The organism is Gordonia jinhuaensis (assembly GCF_014639795.1).
GTDB classification, from domain to species: Bacteria; Actinomycetota; Actinomycetes; order Mycobacteriales; family Mycobacteriaceae; genus Gordonia_B; species Gordonia_B jinhuaensis.
This window is the reverse complement of record NZ_BMGC01000015.1, coordinates 63521-88311: the sequence shown is the minus strand read 5'-3', so window position 1 is coordinate 88311 and position 24791 is coordinate 63521. Positions and strand designations below refer to the sequence as shown.

At 68.6% G+C, this 24791-nt stretch carries 20 protein-coding genes and 2 pseudogenes; 13 read left to right on the top strand and 9 right to left on the bottom strand.

All coding sequences use genetic code 11. From position 1 onward, the window contains the following. The first annotated feature begins 173 nt into the window (after window positions 1-173). Window positions 174-575: a DoxX family protein gene (locus IEW22_RS11735; RefSeq protein ID WP_188586785.1), complete on the top strand. Its 402-nt coding sequence runs from the start codon at window positions 174-176 to the stop codon at window positions 573-575. On the opposite strand, the gene IEW22_RS11730 is transcribed toward IEW22_RS11735, so the two are convergent. Together IEW22_RS11730 and IEW22_RS11725 are read right to left on the bottom strand one after the other, a co-directional pair. Next, window positions 544-3924, bottom strand: coding sequence for an ATP-dependent helicase (locus IEW22_RS11730; RefSeq protein WP_188586784.1), 3381 nt, complete (start codon window positions 3922-3924; stop codon window positions 544-546). The genes IEW22_RS11735 and IEW22_RS11730 overlap by 32 nt on opposite strands. Continuing rightward, window positions 3917-7264, bottom strand: coding sequence for an ATP-dependent helicase (locus IEW22_RS11725; protein WP_188586798.1), 3348 nt, complete (start codon window positions 7262-7264; stop codon window positions 3917-3919). Before IEW22_RS11725 ends, IEW22_RS11730 begins: the two co-directional genes overlap by 8 nt. A gap of 140 nt (window positions 7265-7404) precedes the next feature. On the opposite strand from IEW22_RS11725, the gene IEW22_RS11720 reads away from it, so the two are divergent. The 5 genes from IEW22_RS11720 (at window position 7405) to IEW22_RS11700 (ending at window position 10602) form a co-directional block, all read left to right on the top strand. After that, a complete protein-coding gene (locus IEW22_RS11720) occupies window positions 7405-8190 on the top strand; it encodes an alpha/beta fold hydrolase (RefSeq protein WP_229742517.1) in 786 nt (261 codons plus the stop codon). Between the two features lie 4 nt (window positions 8191-8194). Next, on the top strand, window positions 8195-8494 hold the full coding sequence (locus IEW22_RS11715; protein ID WP_188586782.1) for an MGMT family protein: 300 nt from the start codon (window positions 8195-8197) through the stop codon (window positions 8492-8494). 44 nt (window positions 8495-8538) lie between these two features. After that, window positions 8539-9477, top strand: a complete 939-nt coding sequence (locus tag IEW22_RS11710; RefSeq protein WP_188586781.1) for a universal stress protein — start codon at window positions 8539-8541, stop codon at window positions 9475-9477. Between the two features lie 244 nt (window positions 9478-9721). Then, a complete protein-coding gene (locus IEW22_RS11705) occupies window positions 9722-10108 on the top strand; it encodes a DUF5313 domain-containing protein (protein ID WP_188586780.1) in 387 nt (128 codons plus the stop codon). Between the two features lie 11 nt (window positions 10109-10119). Then, a complete protein-coding gene (locus tag IEW22_RS11700) occupies window positions 10120-10602 on the top strand; it encodes a MarR family winged helix-turn-helix transcriptional regulator (protein WP_229742516.1) in 483 nt (160 codons plus the stop codon). A gap of 5 nt (window positions 10603-10607) precedes the next feature. Here the strand turns inward: IEW22_RS11700 and IEW22_RS11695 are convergent, their stop codons facing one another. The 3 genes from IEW22_RS11695 to IEW22_RS11685 form a co-directional block, all read right to left on the bottom strand. Continuing rightward, a complete protein-coding gene (locus IEW22_RS11695) occupies window positions 10608-11468 on the bottom strand; it encodes a TIGR02569 family protein (RefSeq protein ID WP_188586779.1) in 861 nt (286 codons plus the stop codon). A 159-nt stretch (window positions 11469-11627) separates the two neighbouring features. Continuing rightward, window positions 11628-12803, bottom strand: a complete 1176-nt coding sequence (gene moeZ / locus IEW22_RS11690; RefSeq protein WP_188586778.1) for an adenylyltransferase/sulfurtransferase MoeZ — start codon at window positions 12801-12803, stop codon at window positions 11628-11630. A gap of 97 nt (window positions 12804-12900) precedes the next feature. Continuing rightward, window positions 12901-14091: a DUF3152 domain-containing protein gene (locus IEW22_RS11685; RefSeq protein WP_229742515.1), complete on the bottom strand. Its 1191-nt coding sequence runs from the start codon at window positions 14089-14091 to the stop codon at window positions 12901-12903. A gap of 200 nt (window positions 14092-14291) precedes the next feature. On the opposite strand from IEW22_RS11685, the gene IEW22_RS11680 reads away from it, so the two are divergent. Then, window positions 14292-14936: a TetR/AcrR family transcriptional regulator gene (locus IEW22_RS11680; protein WP_188586776.1), complete on the top strand. Its 645-nt coding sequence runs from the start codon at window positions 14292-14294 to the stop codon at window positions 14934-14936. 228 nt (window positions 14937-15164) lie between these two features. On the opposite strand, the gene IEW22_RS11675 is transcribed toward IEW22_RS11680, so the two are convergent. Next, window positions 15165-15401, bottom strand: a complete 237-nt coding sequence (locus IEW22_RS11675) for a DUF3107 domain-containing protein (protein WP_188586775.1) — start codon at window positions 15399-15401, stop codon at window positions 15165-15167. Between the two features lie 131 nt (window positions 15402-15532). Beyond that, a complete protein-coding gene (locus IEW22_RS11670) occupies window positions 15533-16273 on the bottom strand; it encodes a ferritin-like fold-containing protein (protein ID WP_188586774.1) in 741 nt (246 codons plus the stop codon). 532 nt (window positions 16274-16805) lie between these two features. Here IEW22_RS11670 and IEW22_RS11665 point away from each other — a divergent pair. The 4 genes and pseudogenes from IEW22_RS11665 to IEW22_RS20100 all read left to right on the top strand — a co-directional run. Beyond that, window positions 16806-18677 (top strand): DEAD/DEAH box helicase, encoded by a 1872-nt coding sequence (locus tag IEW22_RS11665; protein ID WP_188586773.1) that lies wholly within the window; start codon window positions 16806-16808, stop codon window positions 18675-18677. A gap of 127 nt (window positions 18678-18804) precedes the next feature. Beyond that, entirely contained in the window at window positions 18805-20076 is a 1272-nt protein-coding gene (locus IEW22_RS11660; RefSeq protein ID WP_229742513.1) for an Rv3212 family protein, read from the top strand. An 80-nt stretch (window positions 20077-20156) separates the two neighbouring features. After that, window positions 20157-21350: an alpha/beta hydrolase family protein gene (locus IEW22_RS11655; protein ID WP_188586772.1), complete on the top strand. Its 1194-nt coding sequence runs from the start codon at window positions 20157-20159 to the stop codon at window positions 21348-21350. A gap of 238 nt (window positions 21351-21588) precedes the next feature. After that, window positions 21589-21933, top strand: a pseudogene (locus IEW22_RS20100) (helix-turn-helix domain-containing protein); the annotation flags it as partial. Window positions 21934-21985: 52 nt separating this feature from the next. Here the strand turns inward: IEW22_RS20100 and IEW22_RS11645 are convergent. After that, window positions 21986-22774 (bottom strand): ParA family protein, encoded by a 789-nt coding sequence (locus tag IEW22_RS11645; protein WP_188586771.1) that lies wholly within the window; start codon window positions 22772-22774, stop codon window positions 21986-21988. A gap of 175 nt (window positions 22775-22949) precedes the next feature. Here IEW22_RS11645 and IEW22_RS11640 point away from each other — a divergent pair, with 175 nt between their 5' ends. Continuing rightward, complete coding sequence (locus IEW22_RS11640; protein WP_188586770.1) at window positions 22950-23606, top strand: acid phosphatase; 657 nt, start codon at window positions 22950-22952, stop codon at window positions 23604-23606. A 54-nt stretch (window positions 23607-23660) separates the two neighbouring features. Continuing rightward, window positions 23661-24182, top strand: coding sequence for a GNAT family N-acetyltransferase (locus tag IEW22_RS11635; RefSeq protein WP_188586769.1), 522 nt, complete (start codon window positions 23661-23663; stop codon window positions 24180-24182). A gap of 181 nt (window positions 24183-24363) precedes the next feature. Here the strand turns inward: IEW22_RS11635 and IEW22_RS11630 are convergent. Further along, window positions 24364-24738 (bottom strand): annotated as a pseudogene (locus tag IEW22_RS11630) (hypothetical protein); the annotation flags it as partial. Window positions 24739-24791: the final 53 nt, after the last annotated feature.

Genomic DNA, 24791 nt, shown 5'->3' with positions numbered 1-24791 from the left:
GTCGCGGAACTCCTGGGGATAGGGCTTGGGCACAGCTGGCATCCTTCCAGGCCGCCCGGCAGGGCAAGCCAGATCAGATGTCACCTACTCGTGCACCAGCCCCGATCGACGGGGTGCTGCACGGCGTCACCAGCCAGACACCTGCGTGAACACCCGGATGCAACACTGAAGCCATGACCTCAACTGCACACACCATCTCGTCCACCGACCGCGCGACCAGCCGCCGCGCGCGTGCCCTGTCGGCGCTGCTACTGAGCACGGGCGTGCTGCATTTCGCGGCCCCGGCGCCGTTCGACTCGATCGTGCCCGAGTCCGTGCCGCTCTCGCCGCGATCGGCGACCTACCTCTCTGGCGCGGCCGAGTTGGCGATCGGTGCTGGTCTGGCCACCTCGCGGACCCGCCGACTGGCCGGTGCGGCAGCGGTCGCACTGTTCGTGGCGGTGTTCCCCGCGAATGTGACGATGGCCGTGCAGTGGTGGAACAAGGGCGCGGTGCCGCGTGCCATCGCCATCGGGCGTCTTCCCCTGCAGATCCCGCTGATCGTCACCGCTGCACGCGTCGCTCGTTCACGCTGAGCAACTCGGCCAGCTCGGTCTCGCCGGGCAGGTCGCGAGGTTCGAGTGTGCGGCCGCTGCGGACGTAGTGGAAGGCCGCACGCACCTTGTCGACGTCGATCCCCCGCAACCGGGCCCACGCGATGCGGTAGGCGGCGAGCTGTATCGCCGCCGACTCCCGCTGATCCGGTGTCGGTTCGGCGCCGGTCTTCCAGTCCACCACCGTCCACCGCCCATCCGGCTCGGCGAACACCGCGTCCATCCGGCCCCGGATCTTGATGCCGCCGATGGTCGTCTCGAACGGCACCTCGATCTCCTGCGGTGTCCGGTCGGCCCAGCGCGATTCGAGGAATCTGCGCTGGAGCAGTTCGAGGTCGGCGTCGGATCCGTCCTCGGCGTCGGCGGCACCGGGGAGTTCGTCGAGGTCGAGCAGTCGGGTGGCGCCGAAGCGCCGCTCGACCCAGGCGTGAAATGCCGTGCCACGGCGCGCCATCGGGTTGGGACGCAACGGCACCGGACGGCGGATGCGCCGAGCGAACGCCTCCTCGTCGCGATCGAGGTCGACCAGCTGACTCACCGACAGATGCTTCGGCAGTTCCACTGCGGCGACCGTCGCGATCTGGCGGCGTTCGTTGAGGAGCGCCTCGAGCTCCCTGCGCCACGCGTCGATCTCCGGATCGGCACCGTCGGCGGCCAGCACACCGGGGTCGAACAGTGTCGAGGCCGCAGCGGAGTCCCGTGCCGCCCGTACCTGTTGCGCGGCACGTTCGTAGGCCTCGCGGTAGGTGCCGAGATGATCGACCGGCCACACCCGACTCTCATCGACATCGTCGAGCGGGTTGTCGGCGCCGTCGGCAATCGGGTCGGGCCAGCCGTGCACCCGCATGCCCGGCGGCGGGCCGACATCGGGCCCGCCCGAGACGATCTGGTGGAGTTCGGTGAGGAAGGCCGACGGTCCGCTGGGCTTCTTGCGACCGGGCATCCAGTGGCTGCCGGAGATGATCAACGCATCGCGTGCCCGCGTGAGCGCGACGTAGAGCAGCCTCCGGTCCTCGTCGAGACGCCGGTCGCGTAACGCCTGCTTGTGGTCCTCGATCGCCACCTCGAGCTCTTTGCGGTCGGCGACGCTGTCGATCTCCAGCGGGGGGAAGCCCTCACCGCCGACCTCCTCGGCCAGGTCACCGCGCAGCTGCGCCGGCAGTTCGGCTGCGCTGCCGAGCCAGGTGGTGTCGGATCGATCGCTGGGGAACACCCCGGCCGTCAGATGCGGGATGGCCACCACATCCCACTCGAGCCCCTTGGCGGCGTGCACGGTGAGGATCTGCACGCGATCGTCGGCGATGTCGATGCGACCCTGCTCGAGTCCGCGTTCGATCTCGTCGGCGGCGTCGAGGTAGGCCAGCAGACCCGCGAGTCCACCTGACCCGCGGTCGGCGTAATCGGCGACGTAGTCGGCGAAGGCGTCGAGATGTTCACGCCCGCTGATGTTCCCGCGCATCCGACGCGCCCGCACCGACACCTCGACGTCGAGCCCGAGTTCGTGTTCGACCTCACCGACGAGATCGGGAAGCGGGGCACCGACCCGGCGACGCAGCATGTCGATCATCTCGCCGAGCCGACGGATCCGCCGATAGCCGGCCGGGCTGTATCTGTCGGGCGGGCCCGGGTCGGCCAGCGCGTCACCGAGTCCGGCGACGTCGGCGAGTTCGCCGGGCAGTGCTGCGTCGAGGGCGGCGTCGAGTTCCTCGGGAGCGGTGACCGCGCCGGTGGTCGCCATGAACTTGTCGGCGGCGAGTTCGCGGGCACGTCGCCACAGTGCGGACAGGTCGGCGGCGCCGAGTTCGAACTTCGCGCCGGTGAGCAGGCGCATCGCCGCTGACCCCGCCAGCGGGTCGGCGATGAGCGCGAGCATCGCCACCACATCGGCGACCTCGGGGACTCCGAGGAGTCCGCCGATGCCGACCACCTCCACCGGGATCCCCCGCTTCTCGATCTCGGCGGCCAGCGGCGCCGAGTCCTCGTTGCGTCGCACCAGCACCGCGGTGGCCGGCGGTTTCTCACCGTTGTCCTCGGCCAGCGTCCAGCGCTCGGAGATGCGATCAGCGACCCACTCCCGTTCGGCGACAACGGTCTCGGCGAGCATCAGGTCCACGGTGCCCGCCGGCGCGCCGGGACGCGGCTGCAGCGTGGAGACCGGAACGCCACGCGCCCGCAGGTCCGCCGACACCGCGTTGGCCAGGTCGAGTGTGCCGGAACTGTTGCGCCAGCTGGTGAGCAGCTCGAGTCGGTGTGCGGGTCGTCGGTCGCTGCGGCGGAAGTCGCCGGCGAACCGGGGCAGGTTGGCCGCCGAGGCCCCGCGCCACCCGTAGATCGACTGGATCGGGTCGCCCACCGCGGTGACCGCGATGCCGGGACCTGCCGACGGGGACGCGCCGGGAGTTCCGAACAGATGCGACAACAGGATTCGTTGTGAGTGGCCGGTGTCCTGATACTCGTCGAGGAGAACCGCCCTGGTGTCAGCCCGCTCGGTCGCCACCACCTCGGGGTGGTCGCGGACCAGTCGCGCGGCCAACGACATCTGGCTGGCGAAGTCGAGCATGTTGTTCTCGCGCAACACCTCGGCCAGACGCACCACCAGCGGCAGCAGCGCCCGGCGTTCGGCGATGACGTCCTGATGTCCGCGCAATTTCGCACTCGGAGCATCGCGCTGTCCCTTGCCCTTGGGCAGCGCGTCGATGAGGTCGTACAGCTCGTCGCCGCTGCCCTGCAGCTCGTCGAGGTCGACGAGATGCTCAGCCGCCTCGCCGTAGAGATTGAGCACCGCACGAGTCACTCCGGCAGGACCGCGACTGGTCGCGATGTCCTCGGGCCAGGCGGCCACCACCGAGTAGGCCAACTGCCACAGTTCGGTCTCTGAGAGCATCGTCGACGACGGCTCCACCGGCAGCAGCAGACCATGATCGGCGACCAGTCGTCCCGCATAGGCGTGATAGGTGCTGATCTCGGGTTCTGCGCTGCGCAACTGATCCCGCAGTGATCCGTCGACATCCCATCGCGACAGTTCCCGGGTGCCCGCGAGCATCGCCAGCCGGGTGCGCACCCGCTGGGCCAACTCGGAGGCCGCTTTGCGGGTGAAGGTCAACCCCAGTACCTCGTCGGCGGTGACGAGGCGGTTGGCCACCAGCCACACCACCCGTGAGGCCATCGTCTCGGTCTTGCCCGCACCAGCACCGGCGACCACCAGCAGCGGCTCCAGCGGCGCCTCGATCACCGCGACCTGTTCGGGGGTCGGGGGCGGACGACGTAGGGCACGCGCGAGATCCAGTGCGCCGATCGTCGCCACCGGGCTCTGGCCGATCGTCTCAGTCATCGGTCACCGACTTCCCCGACGGACGCGCCGGACACGACGACGTGACCGGGCAGTGGCCGCATCCAGGATTCGGTGTCGCCGCGAATGTGGGACCGATGGTGCGCCGTGCGATGGCGCGGATGTGAGCGATCCATTCGTCGATCATCTCCGGGGTCATCGGACTCTGACCGCGTACGGCCGACCCCGTCTTGTCGGTACCGGAATTGACGTAGACCAGCTCTCCCCCACCGGGTTCGACCGCGCCGAGCTCGTCGACACCACCCAGCGCGATCGCGGTCTGGTAGGTGCGCAGCTGCGGATGCTCCTGTGCGTCGTCCTTGGTGACCACCGTCTTGCCGGTCTTGACGTCGACCACCACCGGGCGCCCCTGCTCATCGCTCTCGAGCCGGTCGATCCGGCCGACGATGCTCACCGGCAGGTCGTCGGAATCGTCGGGCGGCAGATCGGCGCGGACCTCGACCTCCACACCGAGTTCGGTGAACCGCGACCGCGACAACGTCAGCCACGCCCGAAAGTGTTCGAGCATCTGTTTGGTGCGCTCGAGCTCGTGCTCGGAGTACCACTGGGCACCGTTGTCGATACGTTCCCACACCGTCTCCAGCGCCGCATCGACATCCTCGGGCGGCACCTGACCGGCCAGCGCCTGTACGAGGGTGTGCACCACGGTGCCCGCGACCGCGGGCGAGGAGTCGTCGGCGTCACGACCGCCCGCGCGTTCGAGCATCCACCGCAGCGAACACCGTGAGAGCGTCTCCACCGACGACGGCGACATGAGCACCGGCGCCATCACCCCGTCCTCACCCGGAGCCCGCAGCGGCGCGTCGGTACTCGACCCGGCCAGCCCGAACCACTCGTCGGGATCGGCGCCCGCGACGCCATCGGCAGCCAGCCGTGCCAGCAGCTCGGTGGCCGCCTCGGCACGTGCCCGGACCGCCGGATCGGACGCATCGCCCCGGTATGCCTCGACGAGTTCGGCGCGCAATGTGGCGACCAGTGACGGCAACGACAGCACGCGCCGGACACCCGGATCCACCGGCAGCGACTCCAGCGGCACATCGGATCCGGAATCGCCAGTGCTGGGATCACCGGCGGCGGAATCGCCGGTGCCTGCCCCACTCACCGAAACCCGTTGGCGCGCAGCGATCTCACCGATGAACCGGGACGGCGCAGCATCCCCACCGGCGTCGTCGACGGCGGTCACCAGCAACCGGCTGCGTGCCCGCGAGCAGGCGACCAGCAGCAGCCGGCGTTCCTCGGCGACGGCGACCGCGTTACGCGAGATGGTCGCCAGCGCGGATGCGTCGATACCGTCGAGCAGATCCACCAGCTCCGCGGTACGCAGCACGCCGCCGCGGCTTCTCAGCGACGGCCACAACCCGTCGAGTACGCCGGCCACGGCGACCACGTCCCACTCCCGGCCCGCCGCGGTATGCGCCGAGCACAGCGTCACCGCCTCCGATCGCGCACCGACCGTGGGCGCCGAACCCCCGATCTGCATGGCGTTGACGTAGTCGATGAACCCGATGACCGAAGCGGCCGGCAGGTTGTCGCTGTAATCGGCGGCCGCGTCGAACAGCGCGATGGCCGAGTCGAGATCGCGATCGGCCTGATCTGCGGCGACACCGCCGCGCACCGACGCACCCGTCCACAACCGCTCCAGTCCGCTGGCTTCCCACACCGCCCAGAGGATCTCCTCGAGGGCGGCGTGCCGACCGGCGGCCGAGCGTCCGGCGGCCACCACCCGCAGTACCCGGTCGAGTTGGGTGCGTTCGATCTCGGTGAGTGCGGTGATCGCCGGCTCCTCCGACCCGGCGATTGCGTCGGCGATCACCTGCAGCGAGTCGCGGTCGTCACCGGAGCCGTCTGCATGCAGGCGGCGCACACCGCGCCGCAGGCGTCGCAGGGCGGTCGGGTCGGCGCCCCCGATCGGCCCGGTGAGCAGCGTGTACACCTCGTCGGCGTCGAGCGTCTCGACTGCCGCGCGCAACGCGGTGAGCAGCGCGACGACACTGCGCTGACGACTCAGCGGGGTCTCGCCGGATGCGGTGGTCACCGGGATGCCGACCGACCGCAGCGCGCGCCGCAACGGGACGGCCGTTCGTGAGACCGAGCGCACGATCACCGCCATCTGCGACCACGGCACCCCGCCGAACAGGTGCGCTCGGCGCATCGCGTCGGCGATCGCGGTCGCCTCCTTGGCGGCCGAACCGTAGACCGCGACGGTGACGGCGTCAGCGGACGCGTCCCCGGTACGCGCCGACACGGCCACCGGGTGGATCCGCGCTCCGGGCAGGCGTGCGGTGATCGACCCGGTGATCTCGCAGATCGGCTCGACCGAACGGAAATTCTCGGTGAGCACGATGTCGCGGTCGCTGCCGGCCGGCACGAGATCCTCGAGGAATGTCGACGACGCACCGCGGAAACCGAAGATGGACTGGTCGGGGTCGCCGGCGACGACGGTCTGCGCTGTTCCGGTGCCGATGAGTCTGATCAGCTGCGCGGCCTGCGGATCGAGATGCTGCGCGTCGTCGACGAGCAGGTGCCGGATACGCATGCGCTCGTTGCCCAGCAGCACCGGGTCGGTGGCGAACGCGTCGAGTGCAGCCCCGATCATCTCGGCCGCGTCGACCGCCGGCGCCGAGGCCTGCGGAGCCTCGGTACCCACCGACCCGCGCAGCAGGGTCACCTGCTCATACTGGCGATACTCCTGACCGGCTGCGATCCATTCTGGGCGAGAGTGCTTGCGGCCCAAGGCAATCAGCTGTTCCGGGCCGACCCCGCGTTCGGCGGCGCGCATCAACAGGTCACGCAGCTCCTGCGCGAAGCCGTCGGTGAGCAAGGCCGGCCGCAGGTGCTGCGGCCAGCGCACGCCGCTGCCGTCGGCGTCGCCGGCGAGCAGCTCCCGCAGCACCACGTCCTGTTCGGACCCGGTGATGAGCCGCGGCGGCGGGTTGTCGTGCGCGGCAGCCTGCAGCCGCAGCACGCCGAAGGCATAGGAGTGGATGGTGCGCACGAGTGGTTCCCGAGTGGCACTCACGCGTGCCGCGGCGCCCAGGACACCGTCGCTGATCTGCTCGCGAACCCGGGCCGCAGCACGCTTGTCGGACACCAGAACCAGGACGCTACCCGGATCGACCTGGCCATCTCGCAGCCGCGCGATGGCCAGATCGGTGATCAGCGACGTCTTACCCGTTCCGGGACCGCCCGTGACGCGCACGGGATCCCACGCGTTCTCGCTGCGCCGCACGCGATCGCCCGACGGCGTGTCGAGCAGTCGTGACACCTCCGGCGCCCAGGACCTCACCGGCGCCTCGGGCGGATCGCTGCGGACGAGTTGCATGGCGTCGATGCTGTCACGGACCCCCGACACCGTGCGATCGACACCGTGCGATCGCACCGACTCCGCACAGCCGAGCCGACCCCCCGCGCGACCGGCACCGTCGTGGCGCTGCGAGGAGATCAGCGGGCAAGATGTCGGACATGGCACGCCTGCACGTCGAACGCTACGGCGCACCCGACGCCCCGACCGTCCTCGCGATCCACGGCATCACCGGACATGGGAAGCGCTGGGAGTCGTTGGCGCACAACCAACTTTCCGACTACCGCGTGCTGGCCCCCGACCTGATCGGGCACGGCAGCAGCGACGCGAACCCGCCCTGGTCGATGGAGGCGCAGATCGCCGCGCTCGCCGAACTGCTCAGTGCGGAGCTGCCCGCGGGCACCTCCTCGGCCGACGTCACCGTGGTCGGGCACTCCTATGGCGGAGCGCTGGCCATACATCTGTCGCGCCACATCCCGGTGCGAGGCCTCGTCCTGCTCGACCCGGCCATGGCACTGGCTCCCCACCTCGCGCGGGCGATGGCCAACCACACCCTCGCCGATCACGACTACGCCGACATCGACGAGGCGCGGGCGGCGAAGAAGGCCGAGGCGTGGGGTGAGGTGGCCGATGAACTCCTCGACGCCGATCTGCACACCGACCTCGTCCCCACCGACGACGGCCGGGTCCGGTTCCGTTTCGACCCCGCGGCCGTGATCGCGACGTGGGGGGAGCTCGCTCGGCCCACCCAACTGCCTGCCGCGGGCATCCGGATCGAACTGGTCCGGGCCGCCAAGGTGGTACCCCCCTACATCCCCGACAGCTATGTCGATGCGCTGCGCGCCTCACACGGCGATCTGCTCACCGTGCACGACATCGACACCGATCACATGGTCCCCCAGGTCGTTCCCGACCTCGTGGCCGATCTCGTCGCCGCGATCGGCTGAGTCGATGGCGGCGATCACCGACGAGGATGTGGAACGCGTGCGCGCACTCGTGGTGTCGGTCCCGACCGGTTCGGTGACCACCTACGGCGATCTCGCGGCGGCGGCCGGACTGTCGAGTCCGCGCGTGGCGGCCACGATCATGCGTACCGACTCCGCCGACATCCCCTGGCATCGGGTGCTGCCGGTGTCGGGGATCCCGGCACCGCATCTGCGCGAGAGACAGCTGTCGGCACTGCGCGCGGACGGTGTGCCGATCACCGACGGCCGCGTGGTCATGCGTGTTGCGCGTCACCGATTCGATTGAGCCGTAACGGCGTCAGATCCGGTCCGCGCGACGATACTGAGATCATGAGCGGGGCATATGCGCGGCCACGGTCCGGGGTTCTCGTCGGCGTCGACGGGTCGGAGCCGTCGATGGCGGCGTTGCGATGGGGCGCCGAGACCGCCGTCCTGCACGAGACGGATCTGACCATCGTCGCGGTGGTCGCCGGCACCGCAGGTGCCGAGGTTGCCGACGCCCGCACGGCACTACTCGCGGAATCGCAGCGGATTGCCGCGAAGACCGCCGCCGAACTCGGCGGCAAACTCGAGATCACCACCGAACTGACCCGCGGCGACCCGGCAGATGTGCTGCTCAACCGGGCGCGGACATCCTGTGTGCTGGCCCTGGGTCCGCGCGGGCTCGGCGAGTTCTCCTCGGGTCTGCAGACCTCGGTCACCTCCCGTATCGCCGAGGTGTGTCCCACGGCGCTGGTCATCGTCTCCCGCTGGCCCGTTCCACCGACCGGCGCGGCAGATCTCACCGCCCGCGGGCCCGTGGTGGTCGGTGTCGACGGGTCGGCCGCCGGAACACCTGCGGTGGCGACCGCCTTCGATGAGGCGTCGGTGCGCGGTGTACCACTGGTCGCGGTCTACGCCTCGCGCGACGCGGCCTTCCACGATCCCAGCGGCCACGATCCCAACGGCCACCACCCGAGCGGACCCGACACCGACAGAGGCCCGGGCGCCGGCCAGGGGTCGGGTACCGCCGGTCCGGAGACGACCGGCCACGAGATCCTCGAGAACGCGATCGACGAGTACCGGGTACGCCACCCCGAGGTGAAAGTGATCACCGAGGTCACCGTCGACCGACCAGTGCGGCGGCTGGTGGAAGCCAGCGAGACCGCACAGCTGCTGGTGGTCGGCAGCCGGGGACGCGGCGGCTTCACCGGGATGCGGCTGGGGTCGGTGAGCACCGCTCTTCTGCACGCCAGCGCATGCCCGCTGATGATCGTCCGCGATCACTGATCCACCCGACCACCGACCCCTGCCCACCCGACCACCGACCCCTGCCATCCCTCCGACCCGTGCGCCCGACCACCGAATCGTGGTGTGCCTGGATGTGTCACTGGTTCCCGGGTGTACTAATGGTTAGTGCGATAAGTGTTGCCGGCCGACCACCGCGCCGCATCGCTGGTGACTGCATGCGCCACCACACCACCACCGCAACGACAACGACAACGAACAAGCAACAACAACGAGGGGCTGTCCCATGAACGCCAAGGCTGCAGCAGATCGGCCGAACATCGTTCAGTACGTGCTGTACTGCTACGGAAAGCGACTTCCCGCATCGATGTCGGACTGGGTGATCCGCGACCTCAGCGGCCCCGGCGCGGCGTTGCGCATGGTGATCCGGTGGGCGATCCCCTGCATCCTGTTGTTGCTGCCGTTCATGTTCGTGCCCGGCGGGTGGTACGTCCGTTCGGGGATGACCATCCCGATCCTCATCCCCTACATCTATTTCGCGGTCGCCTTGAACGGCGTCTATCGCAGGCATCGTCTGTCCCAGCACGGTCTGGACCCCGAACTCGCCGGATTGCAGGCACGCAAGCGCGATGAGCTCAGGCGGATCGAGTACGAGCGTCAGCACCGGTGGTGAGCAGCGACCGCGTGAACAGCGACGGTGTGAACGCCGACACCGACCCGCTGACGATCGAGCGGCAGGTGTGCTTCGCCCTTGCCGTCGCCAACAGGTCGGTGCTCGGGGTGTACCGCCCACTGCTCGAACCGCTCAACCTGACCCATCCGCAATACCTGGTGATGCTCGCGGCCTGGGAGTCCTCGCCGCGATCGGTCAAGGACATCGCCGAGACGCTGCAACTCGATTCGGCTTCCCTGTCGCCGCTGCTCAAACGACTCGAATCGCTGGGCTATCTCACCCGCACCCGTGCACCCCACGATGAACGGGTGCTGCTGATCGAACCGACCGCCACGGGGTGGGAGTTGCGCCAGTCCGCACTGCGGATCCCCGAGCAGGTCGTCGAGCGGCTCGGCGTACCGCTGGCCGAACTCGAGGAGCTGCGGGCGATGCTGCAGCGAATCAACCAGCAGGCGCTGTCGGCACGCGCGCGCTCGTCATCGGTCGGGGTCTAGCGGCTCTAGACCATCAGTCGCACGATGTCCACCACATGTTCCAGACCGGGCAGCGCCGCAGCCGTGGAACTCGGATGCAGTGCGTGGACGCCGAGTCGGAACATCGTGGCCCGCAACATCATCTGCGGCCACTCGGGCTGATCCGACCACCGGTCCACCAGATCGATGTCGGCATCCCCCCAGGCCAGCGCATCCACCACCACCACCGCGGCCGCCCAGGACGCCGGCCGCCAGTAGGGCACCAGATCGGTGATCCCGGGTGCGGCCGAACCGGCGAACAGCACCGTCCCGAACAGGTCACCGTGGACCAGTTGCGGCTGGACGTCGACATCCTTGCGCAGCGTGGCCAGCATCTTGAGCAGCTTGACGCTGCGCTGACCGTCCGGCGAGGTCGGCTCGGCGATCCCGGCCGCCCGCGCCGACCGCAGCGGCTGCTCCTCCCACGCGCCTCGGTCGGCGGCGCTGAACACGTCGACGTCGGTGATCGGCGGCGCCGGTGGCTGCAGCAGGAAACGCGGACGTTCGAAGTCGGCGGTCACCCGGTGCAGCCGGTCGGCAAGTGCCACGATCTCGTCGTAGCGCGGTTCGGGCAGACCCGCCACGTAGGTGTCCGCCCGCCACCCCGACACCACATAGCGTCCGTCGGTGGCGCGGACGGGGCGGGAGACCCGCAGACCGTCGACCGAGAGGTTCTCGCGGACCGCGGCAGACCAGGCGGCGCGGGCGTGATCGGCGACCGGCGTCAACACGATCTCGCCGACGCGGAAACCGCCCTCGGTCACGTCGTCGAGAGGCAGCGGCTCGGATTTCCCGAGGCCGAACGTCTGCAACACATGGGCCGGTGGTGGGGTCGTCGGTGCGGTCACAGACCTCAGGTTAAGCCAGGCAGTCGCGTTGACCGGGGATCTGGTCGCGCGATTGCGACACTGATCGTCTGGTCGCGCGATTGCGCCACGATCGCTCTGAATCCGGTCGCCGTGCACACGCCCGGTCCTCGAAGCGCCCGACACCGACCTCGCGACGCGTCAGTAGACGGGCAGCTCGGGTTCGATTTGGCTGACCCACGACAGCACGCCGCCCTGCAGATGCATCGCATCGGCGAAGCCGGCGCGCTTGAGTGCTGCGAGCGCCTCGGCCGAACGCACCCCCGACTTGCAGTAGAGCACCGTCGGGCGGTCATGCGGCAGCTTGTCGAGAGCAGCACCCGAGAGGATCTCGTCCTTGGGGATGAGCGTCGCACCGTCGATGTGGACGATGTCCCATTCCACCGGCTCGCGTACGTCGATGAGTTCGATCGGATCACCGGAGTCCAGCCGCGCCTTGAGCTCGGCGGCGGTCAGCGTCGAGCCGTCGGCCGCCTCGGCGGCGTCGGTGGAGACCACACCGCAGAAGTCGTCGTAGTCGATGAGGCCGGTGATCGGTTCGGCATCGGGATCCTTGCGGATCTTGATCGTCCGATAGGTCATGTCGAGTGCGTCATAGACCATCAGCCGGCCGAGCAGCGGCTCGCCGATACCGGTGATCAACTTGATCGCCTCGGTGCCCATGATCGATCCGATCGAGGCGCACAGGATGCCCAGCACGCCGCCCTCGGCGCAGGAGGGAACCATTCCCGGCGGCGGGGCCTGCGGGTAGAGGTCGCGATAGTTGAGCCCGCGTCCGTCGGGGGCGTCCTCCCAGAACACCGACGCCTGACCCTCGAAGCGGTAGATCGAACCCCACACATAGGGCTTGTGGGCGAGTACGGCCGCGTCGTTGACCAGATACCGGGTGGCGAAGTTGTCGGTGCCGTCGAGGATCAGGTCGTACTGGGCGAACAGCTCCACCGCATCCTCGGGTTCGAGTCGCTGCTCGTGGAGGTTCACCGTCACGAACGGGTTGATCTCGGCGATCGACTCGGCGGCACTGAGCGCCTTGGACTTGCCGATGTCGGACTGCCCGTGGATCACCTGACGTTGCAGGTTCGACTCGTCGACGACGTCGAATTCGACGATGCCGATGGTGCCCACGCCGGCCGCGGCGAGATACAGCAGTGTCGGTGATCCGAGTCCGCCGGCACCGATCACCAGCACGCGCGCGTTCTTCAGTCGCTTCTGCCCGTCCATTCCCACGTCCGGGATGATGAGGTGGCGGCTGTAGCGGGCCACCTCGTCTTTGCTGAGCTCTCCGACCGGATCCACCAGTGGCGGCAACGATGACACGACGTTCCTCCCAAGCTCGTCAGATGCTGATCGGACAACGCCGGGCACGCGGCGAAGATTCCGCCGGGCCGGGCGCGCGGCGAAGATCCCGCCGGGATCAGCGGTCGGGGTAGGGCCAGGGATTGGGGCGGCACACGAAGCTGGGGTCGCCGTGCAGATCCGGGTCCAGCGAGAGCACCTGTTTGTTGGCCACCCCGAAGGACTGCTGCATCATGACCGGGGCGAGCGCCCCGTTCTCCCGGCACGGTTCGTGGTGCGCGTAGCCGATCGCATGCCCGACCTCGTGATTGACCTGATACTGCCGGTAAGCCAGACCGTCGCCCCCGAAGGCCTTGGCCCCACGCACCCAGCGGGCCTCGTTGAGGACCACGCGCGTGTCGGGCGGGTAGTAGCAGGACGATTCGAGCTTGATCTCGTAGCCGCACAGTTCGCGCGTGGTGTCCGAGGAGCTCAGCGAGATACGGAAATCCGGGTCGCCGCTGTCGACGCGCTGAAAGGCGACCTGACCACCGCCGATCCAGCTCTTCGGATTGGACAGGGTCTGCGTGACCATGTCGGCGAACATGGCGTCGTCCCCGTAGTCCGAGGCATGCAGCCCGTCTTCCACTTCGATCGTGTAGCGGTACACCTTGGCCGCGGTCCCGATCTTGGGGGTGGTCCCGGGGACCACGTGGTAGACCCGTTCGCCGCTTTGTGAATACGGTCCGCCGGCGGGCAGTGCACCGGAGTCGGTGAGCGCGCTCTGGTCGATCTTGCCGACCGGCGAACCGATCGCCTTGGTCTGCGCCGACACATCGGTTTCGCGCGCCTGGGCCGGTGTCGCCGAGTGGTCATGCGATCCGGCGTCGCCGATCGTCATCACGATCAGCACCACCGTGAGGATCGCGAGCACCGGGATCGCATAGGCCCGCCAGCCGTAGGTGTCGACGAACCGCCCCACCGACGTGCGGCGGCGCACGTTCTTGCGAGCGTGCGGGTCGCTACGTTTACGACCGCCACCCGCCTCGATGGGGTCCCATTTCGCCCGCAACGGCTGGTCGTCGGCCGGTCGCCACCGCGGGCGGACACCCTCGTCCCGCGCCTCGTGCGGACCTACCCGGCTTCCGTCCGTGCGAGGGCGGCCTGCGAATGTGCCATCGGCGATCCGACCATCGGGAAATGCCCCGGCGGGAGATGTCAACGGGCGGTCGTCGAGCGGCCCGGAGCCGTACGACGGCTCGTGCGAGAACCTGTCGCTGTCTGGTCCCCCGTCGGACGTCGGCCCGGTACCGCGGTGTGCGGTGTCCACGTCCGTCAGCTTCTCACAACCGCCACATCGATCACAGGACTGCGCCCGGCCACGTCGGGCCCAGTCCGCGCGGGTGCGGACGGACATGTCAGCGCGGTCCGCACAGGAGCGTATGTGTCGCAGGTCGCATCACCGAGCCATTGTGCGTGAGCACCCATATCCGGCATCCGCGCTCATATCCCGACAGGTATTCTCGATCCATGTCCACTGCCGCAGGCGATTCTCCGACCCGCCGTGGCACGCGTATGCCACGTAGCGCGCGCCGGCTCCAACTGCTCGACGCCGCCAGCGAGATCTTCGTCGAACGCGGGTACCACTCGGCGGGTATGGATGAGATCGCGGTACACGCGGGTGTATCGAAACCTGTTCTCTATCAACATTTCCCGAGCAAGCTCGATCTCTATCTGGCAGTGCTCGACTCCCACGCCGAAACGCTGGTGTCCCAGGTCCGCAAGGCATTGCTGACCACCACCGACAACAAGCAGCGCGTGCGCGCGGCCGTCGGCGCCTTCTTCGATTTCGTCGACTCCGACAACCAGGGGTACCGGTTGATCTTCGAGTCCGACGCACTCGATCCTGCCGCGATCCGACGTGTGGAAGGTGCCACCGAGGCCTGCGTCGACGCGGTGTACGGCCTCGTGATGCACGACTCCGGCTTCGACCCCTACCGATCGCGGATGCTGGCGGCCGGTCTCGTCGGCGCCAGTCAGGTCAACGCGCGCTACTGGCTCGACGCCAAACGCCCCATCAGCAAGGAGGAGGCGGTGACCACCACCGCCGGCCTGCTGTGGGGCGGCCTGTCGCGAGTTCCACTGCAGGCGGGCTCAGGCGAACTCGACGACTGACCGGATACAGAGCTCCGGCGACCGCGATACGGCAACAGAGATGCGGCCGCCGGACCGAACACGGCCAGCACCACTACAGACAGCGCCACACACAGAAGGGGCCGGAGCGTCACACGCTCCGGCCCCTAATCTGTCTGGTCCTTCTGTCTGGTCGCCGCCCGCATCTGTCGTCACCCGTGCGGTCGTCGCATCTGCCACGGGCCGCCCAGCCGATCAGACCCGCACTCGTCAGACGGCGGTGCCGAATCCCACCCGTCGGCTCTCGGGGACACCCACCTCCACATAGGCGATGCGCTCGACGGGAACGAGCACACGAACACCTTTGTCGTCGGTGAGCGAGAGGATCTTCTCGTTTCCGGTGAGCGCGGCCTGGACCAGCGCATGCGCATCATCGCTGGACTGATCGGTGTGCACCACGAGCTCACGCGGACTCTCGGTGATTCCGATCTTCACGTCTACGGCCACAGCCACCCTCCTGATCGATCTGGTTCGGCGGATCTCGAGCATCCGCTCACCCAGGCTAGTGGAGCCCGACCCGGCACCTCCGAGGACTCCGCTCTCAGCGGAGCCGACGTGGCGGAAGCCGATCCCCGGCATCACCCCAAACCGAGGTCGGCCATCCGCGCAGCGTGGCGTTCCTGGATCGCGTCGAAGAACCGGGTGAGCATCGACAGATCCGACATGCCGCTGAAGAGCATGTCGGTCAGCGATTCCTCGGCCGCGAGCGCGTACTGCGTCTGGGTGATCGCCTCCCCGAGCAGTCGCCGACCCCACAGTGTCAGAGGCGAACGCAGCGCCGGATCGTTCTCGAGCGCGCGGTGCACCTCCGCGCAGGCGAATTCGGAGTTGACGGTGGCACTCATGACGTCGCGGACCACCTGCTGAGCGGGCGCCGGCAGTGCCTCGGCGACCTCGACGTAGAAGTCGGCGGCCAGCGCATCACCGATGTAGGCCTTGACCACCGACTCCAGCCAGTTCCTGGGCGTGGTCGATCCGTGGTAGCGCTCGATGACGTCGGAGTAGCGTTCGATCGCCGACATCACGTCGACACCGCGCTCCTCGAGTGCGGCACTCAGTGTCTCGAAGTGACCCATCTCCGAGGCCGCCATCCGCGCCATCGCGACCTTCGCGCGCATCGATAGCGCCATCGTGGCCTCGCTGGTCAGCCGGTAGAACGCGGCGATCTCACCGGCGGCCAACACTCCGAACAATGCGCTGATCCCCGGGTGGTCGACGGCGACGGAGGCGCGTGCCGTCCCGAGGTCGGTGGTCGGGGCGGAGACCGGGTCCCGGGACTCGTCGGTGGTCTGGGTGTCGGCAGACGATCGCGTGGTCATGACCGCATGCTACTGCCGTCGGGGGCGCAGATTGCGCCCATCGCCACACACCGCGCGGACCCGGTCGACACGGGTGTGGTGGCGCCCCGGGGCAGCGGGACGTACAACGCCATCCGGCGCTCGCCGGAGGGGATCCACGCCGCAGTCAGAGCCACCGCGTACCGGCACACATCGTCGAGACAGCTCCACGTGATACCTCGTGTCGGGGTGCTGCGGGTACACTTCGACGTGGTGGATCAGAAATGAACCCCACGATGCTCGCCGCCGTCGGTGGCACGGCCATCGGTTCTCTCGAGTTCCGATCCGCCGGTGAACCGCAGCGGATGGCGCATCGACGGGCGTTTTCCTCCACCGGGCAATGTGCGCGCACCCAGGTTCGACCCCGAACCGGGCCGACGCGATGTAGCAGGCGAAGTCCCTGTGCAACGTCGCACGACTCGCCTCCCGTCGCACCGACGGAATCCTCTTCGGCGAGATCCTCGGAAGCCTTATGTGCGCGCTGGCGCACAACCGAACGCAGTTATGACCTGCGATGAAAGGCTTTTCCGTGACCGAATCCACGTCCAGCACCCCCGCCACGGCGACGGCCGACGACCTCGAACCCCAGACGACGCTCGTCGACGACGAACATGTGGCCCCCACCTTTGCCGAACTCGGTGTCGACGCACAGATCGTCGAGGCACTCGAGGCCGACGGCAAGACCCACACCTTCGCGATCCAGGAACTGACCCTTCCGCTGGCCCTCGCGGGCAGCGACCTGATCGGTCAGGCCCGCACCGGCATGGGCAAGACCTTCGGATTCGGTGTGCCGTTGCTGCACCGCATCGCCCGGACCTCCCCCGCCGTGGACAGCGACTCCTCCGATGGCGAGTCTGACTCCTCCGATGGCGACTCCTCCGATGGCGACTCGACCGCGACCACCTCGACCGGCCTGCGTCCCCTCGACGGAACACCGCGCGCGCTGGTGATCGTGCCCACGCGCGAACTGTGTCTGCAGGTGACCGGCGACCTCGAGGTGGCCGCCAAGAACATCACCCTCAACGTCAAGGGCACCAACCGCCCGCTGCGCATCGCGTCGATCTACGGTGGCCGCCCCTACGAGTCCCAGATCGCCGAGCTGCAGTCGGGCGTCGATGTGGTGGTCGGTACCCCGGGCCGACTCCTCGACCTCGCCCAGCAGGGCCACCTCATCCTCGGCAAGGTCCAGATGCTGGTGCTCGACGAGGCCGACGAGATGCTCGACCTGGGCTTCCTGCCCGACATCGAACGCATCATGTCGGCGCTGCCCGCCGAGCGTCAGACGATGCTGTTCTCGGCGACGATGCCGGGTCCGATCGTCACACTGGCCCGCACCTTCTTGCACAAGCCGATGCACATCCGCGCCGAGCACGTCCACGACTCGGCGGTGCACGAGCGCACCACCCAGTACGTCTACCGCGCACACGCGCTCGACAAGGTCGAGCTGCTCTCGCGGGTTCTGCAGGCCGAGGGTCGCGGCGCGACGATGATCTTCACCCGCACCAAGCGCACCGCACAGAAGGTGGCCGACGATCTCGCCGAGCGCGGTTTCGCCGTCGGCGCCGTCCACGGCGACCTCGGTCAGGTGGCACGCGAGAAGGCGCTCAAGCGTTTCCGTGAGGGCACCGTCGACGTGCTGGTGGCCACCGACGTCGCCGCCCGTGGCATCGACATCGACGACGTCACCCACGTGATCAACTACCAGACCCCTGAAGACGAGAAGACCTACGTGCACCGCATCGGCCGCACGGGTCGCGCCGGTCGCACCGGCATCGCGGTCACCCTGGTGGACTGGGATGAGCTGCACCGCTGGGAGCTCATCGACAAGGCGCTCGGTCTGGGCATGCCCGAGCCGGTGGAGACCTATTCGAGTTCGGCGCATCTGCGCAGTGACCTCAACATCCCCGAGGGTGTGACCGGCCGCGTCGGCGCCTCGACGAAGGCCCCCGGCAAGGACGGCGGCACGGATTCCCGCAAGGATTCGGACTCGCGCGGTTCGCGTCGTGGCGGATCGCGCGGTCGCGGTGGCGCTTCCGACGGTGCTGGTGCTGGGTCCCACGGTGCCGGATCCCACGGTGCTGGGTCCCACGAGGCCACCGACGGCGAGCGCCCCTCACGCAATCGCAACCGGTCGCGCCGCCGCACGCGTGGCGGACGTCCCGCCGAGACCGCCGGCACCGCGACCGGTTCCGTTGCCGACGGCGCCACCGCCGCGTCGGCCGACGGATCGCCCGCGACCGCGTCCGGCGCACCCGGGTCGGGATCCGGGGAGTCTGCCTCGACCGGCGCACCGCGGCGTCGCCGTCGTCGCGGTCCTCGCTCCGGCGCCTCATCGACCGGCGCGGGCGCGACATCCACCGGCGCCGAGAGCAACACTGCACAGTGACACCGCCGCGTCGCTGATGCCGCCCCGATGGCACCATCGGTAGCGTGAATCGGCCACGCAGACGCCCCGGAGACAGATCTCCCGGAGACACGGGGCTGCCCCCGACGCCCGGCTGCGGAGTCCGCGCGTGCTGAAGAAGCGCGAACGGTCCGCGCCGGAGCGGCGCACGCGGCTGGACCTGACGATCTGCGCGGTGATCGCAGTGGTGGCGGTGGTCATCGGGGTGGTGGTGTGGCAGGTGTCCGACGAACGCCACTCGCACTCACACCCGGCAGACGCCGCCCTCACCATCCCGATGGCAGCCGCGTCTGCACCGGCGGTGCTGTCACCGGCGTGGTCGGTGCCGAGTCCGGCGACCAGTTCACCCGCGCTCGGCGGGGCGGTGTTCGTGACCGGCAACGGCGGCACGGTGTCGGGCATCGACCCCGTCACCGGTGACACCCGGTGGAGTTATGACCGCGACCACGAGCTGTGCGCAGTGACCGTGACCGGAAACGACACCTCCGCATTGGCCGTCGCCGCCTACCGCAACTCCCGGGGATGCGGCGAGGTGAGCACCATCAAGGCGCTCACCGGCACCCGCGGCCCCACCCGTTCCAGCGATGACGACACCTCGATCACGCTGTCGTCGGACGGCGACTACACACTCGCGCAGGGACCGACGCGCCTGGAGACGTGGGGAAACACCATGATCCGGGGCGTCGAGTACGGACGGGTCGACGCACCCGTCAACCCCGATGTCCAGCCCCGCAGCGGATGCACGCTGCTGTCCTCAGGTGTCGGGTCGGGGCGTGTCGCCGTCGTCGAACGATGCCCCGGCGACGTGGGCTATCGGCTGACCGTGATCGCCACGACTCTCGACAGCAACCAGAAGGTCCAGCAGTACGGCTCGCAGATCGTCACCGCATCGACAGACACCCCGGCACCCCGCGTCGTCGGCGTCGGCACGAATGCGGTTGCGCTCTACGACGGTTCGCCGACCGGGGTCAACGTCGACGGTCCGGTGATCCGGCTGTATTCATTCGAGGTGACGCTGATGAGCACCCATCGGGTGTCCGGCGCGGCGGCCGCACCGGCCGACAGCGTGCCAGTGACCTCCGAGGGTCTGACCTGTTTCTGGACCGGCACCGACACCGTGGTCCTCGACGCCAATTCGCTGGTGCCGACCTATCAGGTGCCCGGCACGCTCGGTCCGGGATCGATGATGGGCTCGGACCTGGTGATGCCCGAGCCGGGCGTACTGGCCGTTCTCGACCCGGCAACCGGTGCCAAGGTGCGCGCCATCGCGGTCGACCGCGGCGCACACACCTCGGGGGCGGTGTCTGTGGGCGTGATCGGCGACGTGGTCGCTGAGCTCTACGACCACACTCTGCACGGATTGCGATCCAGAACACCTTGATCGGCGTTCGGTAGGACCCGGACGGATGTCCGGCTTAGGGTTAGCTGGCTACTGCACATTCTTTCAGGAGGTCACACCCTATGCCCCAGCGAAGTCGTCGACGGGCATCGTTGCTCCGCCGTGCCGTTCTCGCCCTCGGGACCACCGCAGTCGTGGCCGCGACCTCGGCGACCACGGTCATCGCAACCGCCCCGGCGTCGGCGTCGACGCTGCCCGGCACAGTCACCGCGGTGGGCCCCCTGGCCCAGCAGGTGACACTGCCGGCAGCGGCGTACGGCAAGCGCATCACGTACTGGACCAAGGGCGTCAAGGATGCCCCGGCCCTGTCGAGTGCCGCGATCTACTTCCCGCCGGGTAAGCCGCCGGCGGGAGGCTGGCCCGTGATCGCGTGGGCGCACGGCACCACCGGTCTGGCCGACCACTGCGCCTACTCGATCGGCGGACCGATCGAGGTGCAGCGCGACTGGAGCTACCTGGGCACCTGGATGAAGCAGGGCTATGCCATCGTCGCCACCGACTACGTGGGTCTGGGCACCCCCGGGCTCATGCCCTACCTGAACGGCAAGGTCGAGGCGCACAGCGTCGTCGACTCGGTCAAGGCCGCCACCGACCTCTACCCGTCGCTGGCGAAGAAGTATGTGGTGATCGGTCAGTCGCAGGGTGGCGGCGCGGCCATCACCACCGCGCGGTACGCCACGCAGTTCCAGGCCAAGGGGCTCAGCTACAAGGGCGCGGTGGGCACCGGCGTGCCCGCCTACATCGAGGATCTCGTGCCGCTGGTCGCACGGCCGGAGGTGAAGGTGACACTGGGCGCCAACAGCACCAGCTACATCCTCTACATCCTCTCCGGGCTGCGGACGTCGTTCCCGGAGTGGAACCTCGACTCCTACCTCACCCCCTACGGCAAATACTGGGTGGACAAGAGCGAGACACTCTGCGACACCCAGGCCGAACTCACCGGACTACTCGATCGCAACAAGGTGCAGATCGGGAAGCTGTTCAGCCGTCCGCTCGACCAGATCCCGAATCTGTCGGCGACACTGAAGAGCTACATGGGCATCCCCGAATCCGGTTATGACAAGCCGTTCTTCATCGGGCAGGGCGGTCTCGACACCGACGTCAACACGCCGGGAACGCTGGCACTGGTCGCCAAGATGAAGGCCAACGGCCAGCCGGTGACCTTCCGGCTCTACCCCGACAAGGATCACGCCGGTACGGTCAACGCCTCGAAGGTCGACTCGGTGCCGTTCGTGAAGAACCTGTTCGCCCACTGACCAGTGGAGTGATCCTCCACCGCGCCCGCATCTGAAACGGCGGTCGGACATCGGTCCGGCCGCCGTTTTCGGGTACGAAGACACATCACCCGGGGCTCTGGGTGGCGCGGACCGTGCACCCGTCGCAAGATCGGCACAGTCGGTGTTGCGCTGCCCGCACAGACGATCACCGTGGTGGCACCCGACGGTCGCCCCCTTCCCGCCGGGGTGGCCGGCGAGGTCGTCATCAGCGCCACTGAGCGCATGCGGCACCGTCGTCGGATACGGCGACCGCGGGGTCGGGGTGATCTCATTGCTCGCCACCGACATCGAATCCACCAGGTCGTGGGTTGCCGACACGCTGGGAGCCCTCGCCGAGGACACCCCGGCCGCCGGCGTACTCCGCAGCACCCTGTCGTCGTTCTTCGCGAACGGGCAGAGCCATCTGCACACCGCCACGAAACTGAATCTGCATCGCAACACTGTCAGGTACCGGGTGGACAAAGCGCTGGCCGAGGTACCCGGTCACCGTGATCACCTCGACCTCGCACTCGCCCTTCGAGTATGCGAGCTTCTCGGCCCCACGATATTGGCGCCAGAGTGAGTCGGCTCCACACTCACCTGCCGGTCGGCGTCCGTACCGGTCGTCGTTGACGTCACCCCTCGAGGGTGAGCAGCCCGGTTCCGTTCTTCCAGAACTCGGTGAGGTTGGCGGCGAGGTCCCGATATGCCGTGGCGCCCTTGTTCTTTCGGCCCGACAACACCGTGGCGCCGGAGGCCGATGCCTCGGCGAAGCGCACGGTCCGCGGAATCGCCGGTGCCAGCAATTCGATGTGATAGCGATCCACGATGTCGGACAACACATCTCGAGAATGCGTAGTGCGCGGGTCGTAGAGCGTCGGCAGGGCGCCGAGCAACCGCAGCTCCGGATTGGTGATCTGCTGTACCTCGCCGACCGTACGCAGCAGCTGACCGACTCCGCGGTGGGCGAGCGTCTCGCACTGCAGCGGCACCATCACCTCGTCGGCGGCGGTGAGCCCGTTGAGGGTGAGGATGCCCAGCGACGGCGGGCAGTCCAGGATCACCACGTCGTAGTCGTCGCCGAGTTCGGCGAGGGCACGTTTGAGGGCGTACTCACGACCCGGCCGCATCAGCAACAGCGCCTCGGCGCCGGCGAGGTCGATCGTGGCCGGCAACAGTGTCACCCGGTCGCCGGTCTCCAGGAGCGCATCACCGATGTCGGCCTCGCGCAGCAGCACCTCATGCACCGACACCTCGAGTTTGTCGGGGTCGTGACCGAGGGAGAACGTCAGGCAGCCCTGGGGGTCGAGGTCCACGACGAGGACGGAGAGGTCCAGATCGGCCAGTGCCGCCCCCAGTGAGGCGACAGTGGTGGTCTTGGCAACCCCGCCCTTCTGATTCGCCACGGCCAGCACGCGCGTCATGAGCCGAGCATAGGTGCCTTCGGTGCGACGTGACCGCACACACGGCGAATCCCCCCGATCAGACGAACCCGAGTAATCACACTCCTGCGACGAACGAAACCCCGCACCGGTGCGGTGATGTCAGGATGGAGCCATCGACCACCGACAGCCAGCGGCGACAAGTGAGGATCATCAAGTGACGAGCACACAGGCGACATCGGCACCCACACACCGGCTGTTGCTGATCCGGCACGGGGAGACCGAATGGTCACTGAGCGGCCAGCACACCGGTAACACCGACAAGCCGCTCACCGAGAACGGCAAGCGGCAGGCGCAGGCGCTGGTCAAGCCGCTCGAGGAACTCGACCTGTACCGGCCCTACGTCATCTCGTCGCCACGTACCCGCGCCAAGACCACCGCGGAGCTGGCCGGGCTGAGTATCGACGCCGTCTGGGATGAGGTCCACGAATGGGACTACGGCGACTACGAGGGGCTGACCAACGCCCAGATCCGCGCCGAGAACCCGGGCTGGAACCTGTGGAGTGACGGTTGTCCCGGCGGCGAGTCAGTGGCGCAGATGAGCTCTCGCGTGGACGGCGTCATCGACGCGGCCATCCCGCTGATGTCGGATCGAGATGTCGTGATCGTCAGTCACGGCCACTTCTCCCGGTCGTTTCTGGCCCGGTGGGTGGAGGCTCCCATCGCCCGCGGCGAACGCTTCCAAATGCTGCCTGCCTCGGTGGCCGCGGTCGGCTTCAACGGTGAGTTCCACCAGCTGATGACCCTGGGCATCACCGGATACTCCAGCGCCAACTACGTCGACGCCTCGCGGCCGTCGCGCCCAGCCCGGTGAACCTCACGCGGCGAGAGCGCGGTGGCGAGACCGCGCACCCCGTACGGTGAGCCCATGATCCGGACCGCAACCCGCGAGGACATCCCGGCGATGGTGTCGCTGGTCTACGAGCTCGCCGAATACGAGCGCCTCGTCGACCAGTGCCATCTCACCGAGGACCAGCTCGCCGAGGTCATGTTCGGTGCGCGCCCCACCGTCTACGGACTGGTCGCCGTGGACGACGACAGTGCCGCCGACGGCCGGGACGACAGTGCCAGCCAGGGCGGGGACGACGTGGTGGGTATGGCGATCTACTTCCTGAACTTCTCCACCTGGGAGGGCGTCAACGGCATCTACCTCGAAGACCTCTACGTGCGCCCGCACATGCGTGGCAAGGGATTCGGCAAGGCGCTGCTGACGCGGTTGGCCGCCGAGTGCACGCGCAACGGCTACCGGCGACTCGAATGGTCGGTGCTCGACTGGAACACCCCGTCGATCGCCTTCTACGAATCGCTCGGGGCACGTCCGCAGTCGGAGTGGACCACCTACCGACTCACCGGCGACCCTCTCGACGCGCTCGCTGCGACCGACCGCTAGCGCCACGGGTGTTGTCCCGGCGGGCATCGGCGGCGGCCTGTCGGCCGGTGCGCGACGGGCCGCGCTCGGACTGGTCGGGCTCGGACTGGTCGGGCTCGGACTGGCCTGGAGAAGACCCGTCGGAATCGGACTGGTCCGGAGAAGAGTGGTCTGGGCCGGATCCGGCAGCCGGTGCGTCGGGGGCGTATTCGGCGGCGAACCATCGCAGCGCCGAGGGGCTGAACAGTGAGGCCAGTACTCCCACCACCACCACGAGGAGCGGGATACCCACCCAGGGCAGGTGACTGGCTCCGGCCATCGCCCAGCCCACCGGGATCAGCAGCAGTTGCAGCATCACCGCGATGGCACGTCCGCCGCGTCGGCCGCGACTGAGCGCGATGCCCGAGGCCGCCACGCCGAGTCCGATGACCCCGAACCAGCCCGCGGTCCCGTAGCCGTCGGCCACATTGCGGTCGGCTCCGGCCGCGGTCCGGATCACCATCACCAGCGCGACCACCACGAGCACGATGCCCTCGAGCGCCACCACGAGGCCGGCCCGGCGGATGGTCGCGGGCAGCTGCGCACGGGTGGGCGATGTCGACTGGTCGTTCACGAGGCATCAGCCTACGT

Coding starts and splice junctions, on each gene's coding strand:
- IEW22_RS11735 (WP_188586785.1), top strand. CDS start 174: ATGACCTCAACTGCACACACCATCTCGTCCACCGACCGCGCGACCAGC.
- IEW22_RS11730 (WP_188586784.1), bottom strand. CDS start 3,924: ATGACTGAGACGATCGGCCAGAGCCCGGTGGCGACGATCGGCGCACTG.
- IEW22_RS11725 (WP_188586798.1), bottom strand. CDS start 7,264: ATGCAACTCGTCCGCAGCGATCCGCCCGAGGCGCCGGTGAGGTCCTGG.
- IEW22_RS11720 (WP_229742517.1), top strand. CDS start 7,405: ATGGCACGCCTGCACGTCGAACGCTACGGCGCACCCGACGCCCCGACC.
- IEW22_RS11715 (WP_188586782.1), top strand. CDS start 8,195: ATGGCGGCGATCACCGACGAGGATGTGGAACGCGTGCGCGCACTCGTG.
- IEW22_RS11710 (WP_188586781.1), top strand. CDS start 8,539: ATGAGCGGGGCATATGCGCGGCCACGGTCCGGGGTTCTCGTCGGCGTC.
- IEW22_RS11705 (WP_188586780.1), top strand. CDS start 9,722: ATGAACGCCAAGGCTGCAGCAGATCGGCCGAACATCGTTCAGTACGTG.
- IEW22_RS11680 (WP_188586776.1), top strand. CDS start 14,292: ATGTCCACTGCCGCAGGCGATTCTCCGACCCGCCGTGGCACGCGTATG.
- IEW22_RS11670 (WP_188586774.1), bottom strand. CDS start 16,273: ATGACCACGCGATCGTCTGCCGACACCCAGACCACCGACGAGTCCCGG.
- IEW22_RS11665 (WP_188586773.1), top strand. CDS start 16,806: ATGAAAGGCTTTTCCGTGACCGAATCCACGTCCAGCACCCCCGCCACG.
- IEW22_RS11655 (WP_188586772.1), top strand. CDS start 20,157: ATGCCCCAGCGAAGTCGTCGACGGGCATCGTTGCTCCGCCGTGCCGTT.
- IEW22_RS11645 (WP_188586771.1), bottom strand. CDS start 22,774: ATGACGCGCGTGCTGGCCGTGGCGAATCAGAAGGGCGGGGTTGCCAAG.
- IEW22_RS11635 (WP_188586769.1), top strand. CDS start 23,661: ATGATCCGGACCGCAACCCGCGAGGACATCCCGGCGATGGTGTCGCTG.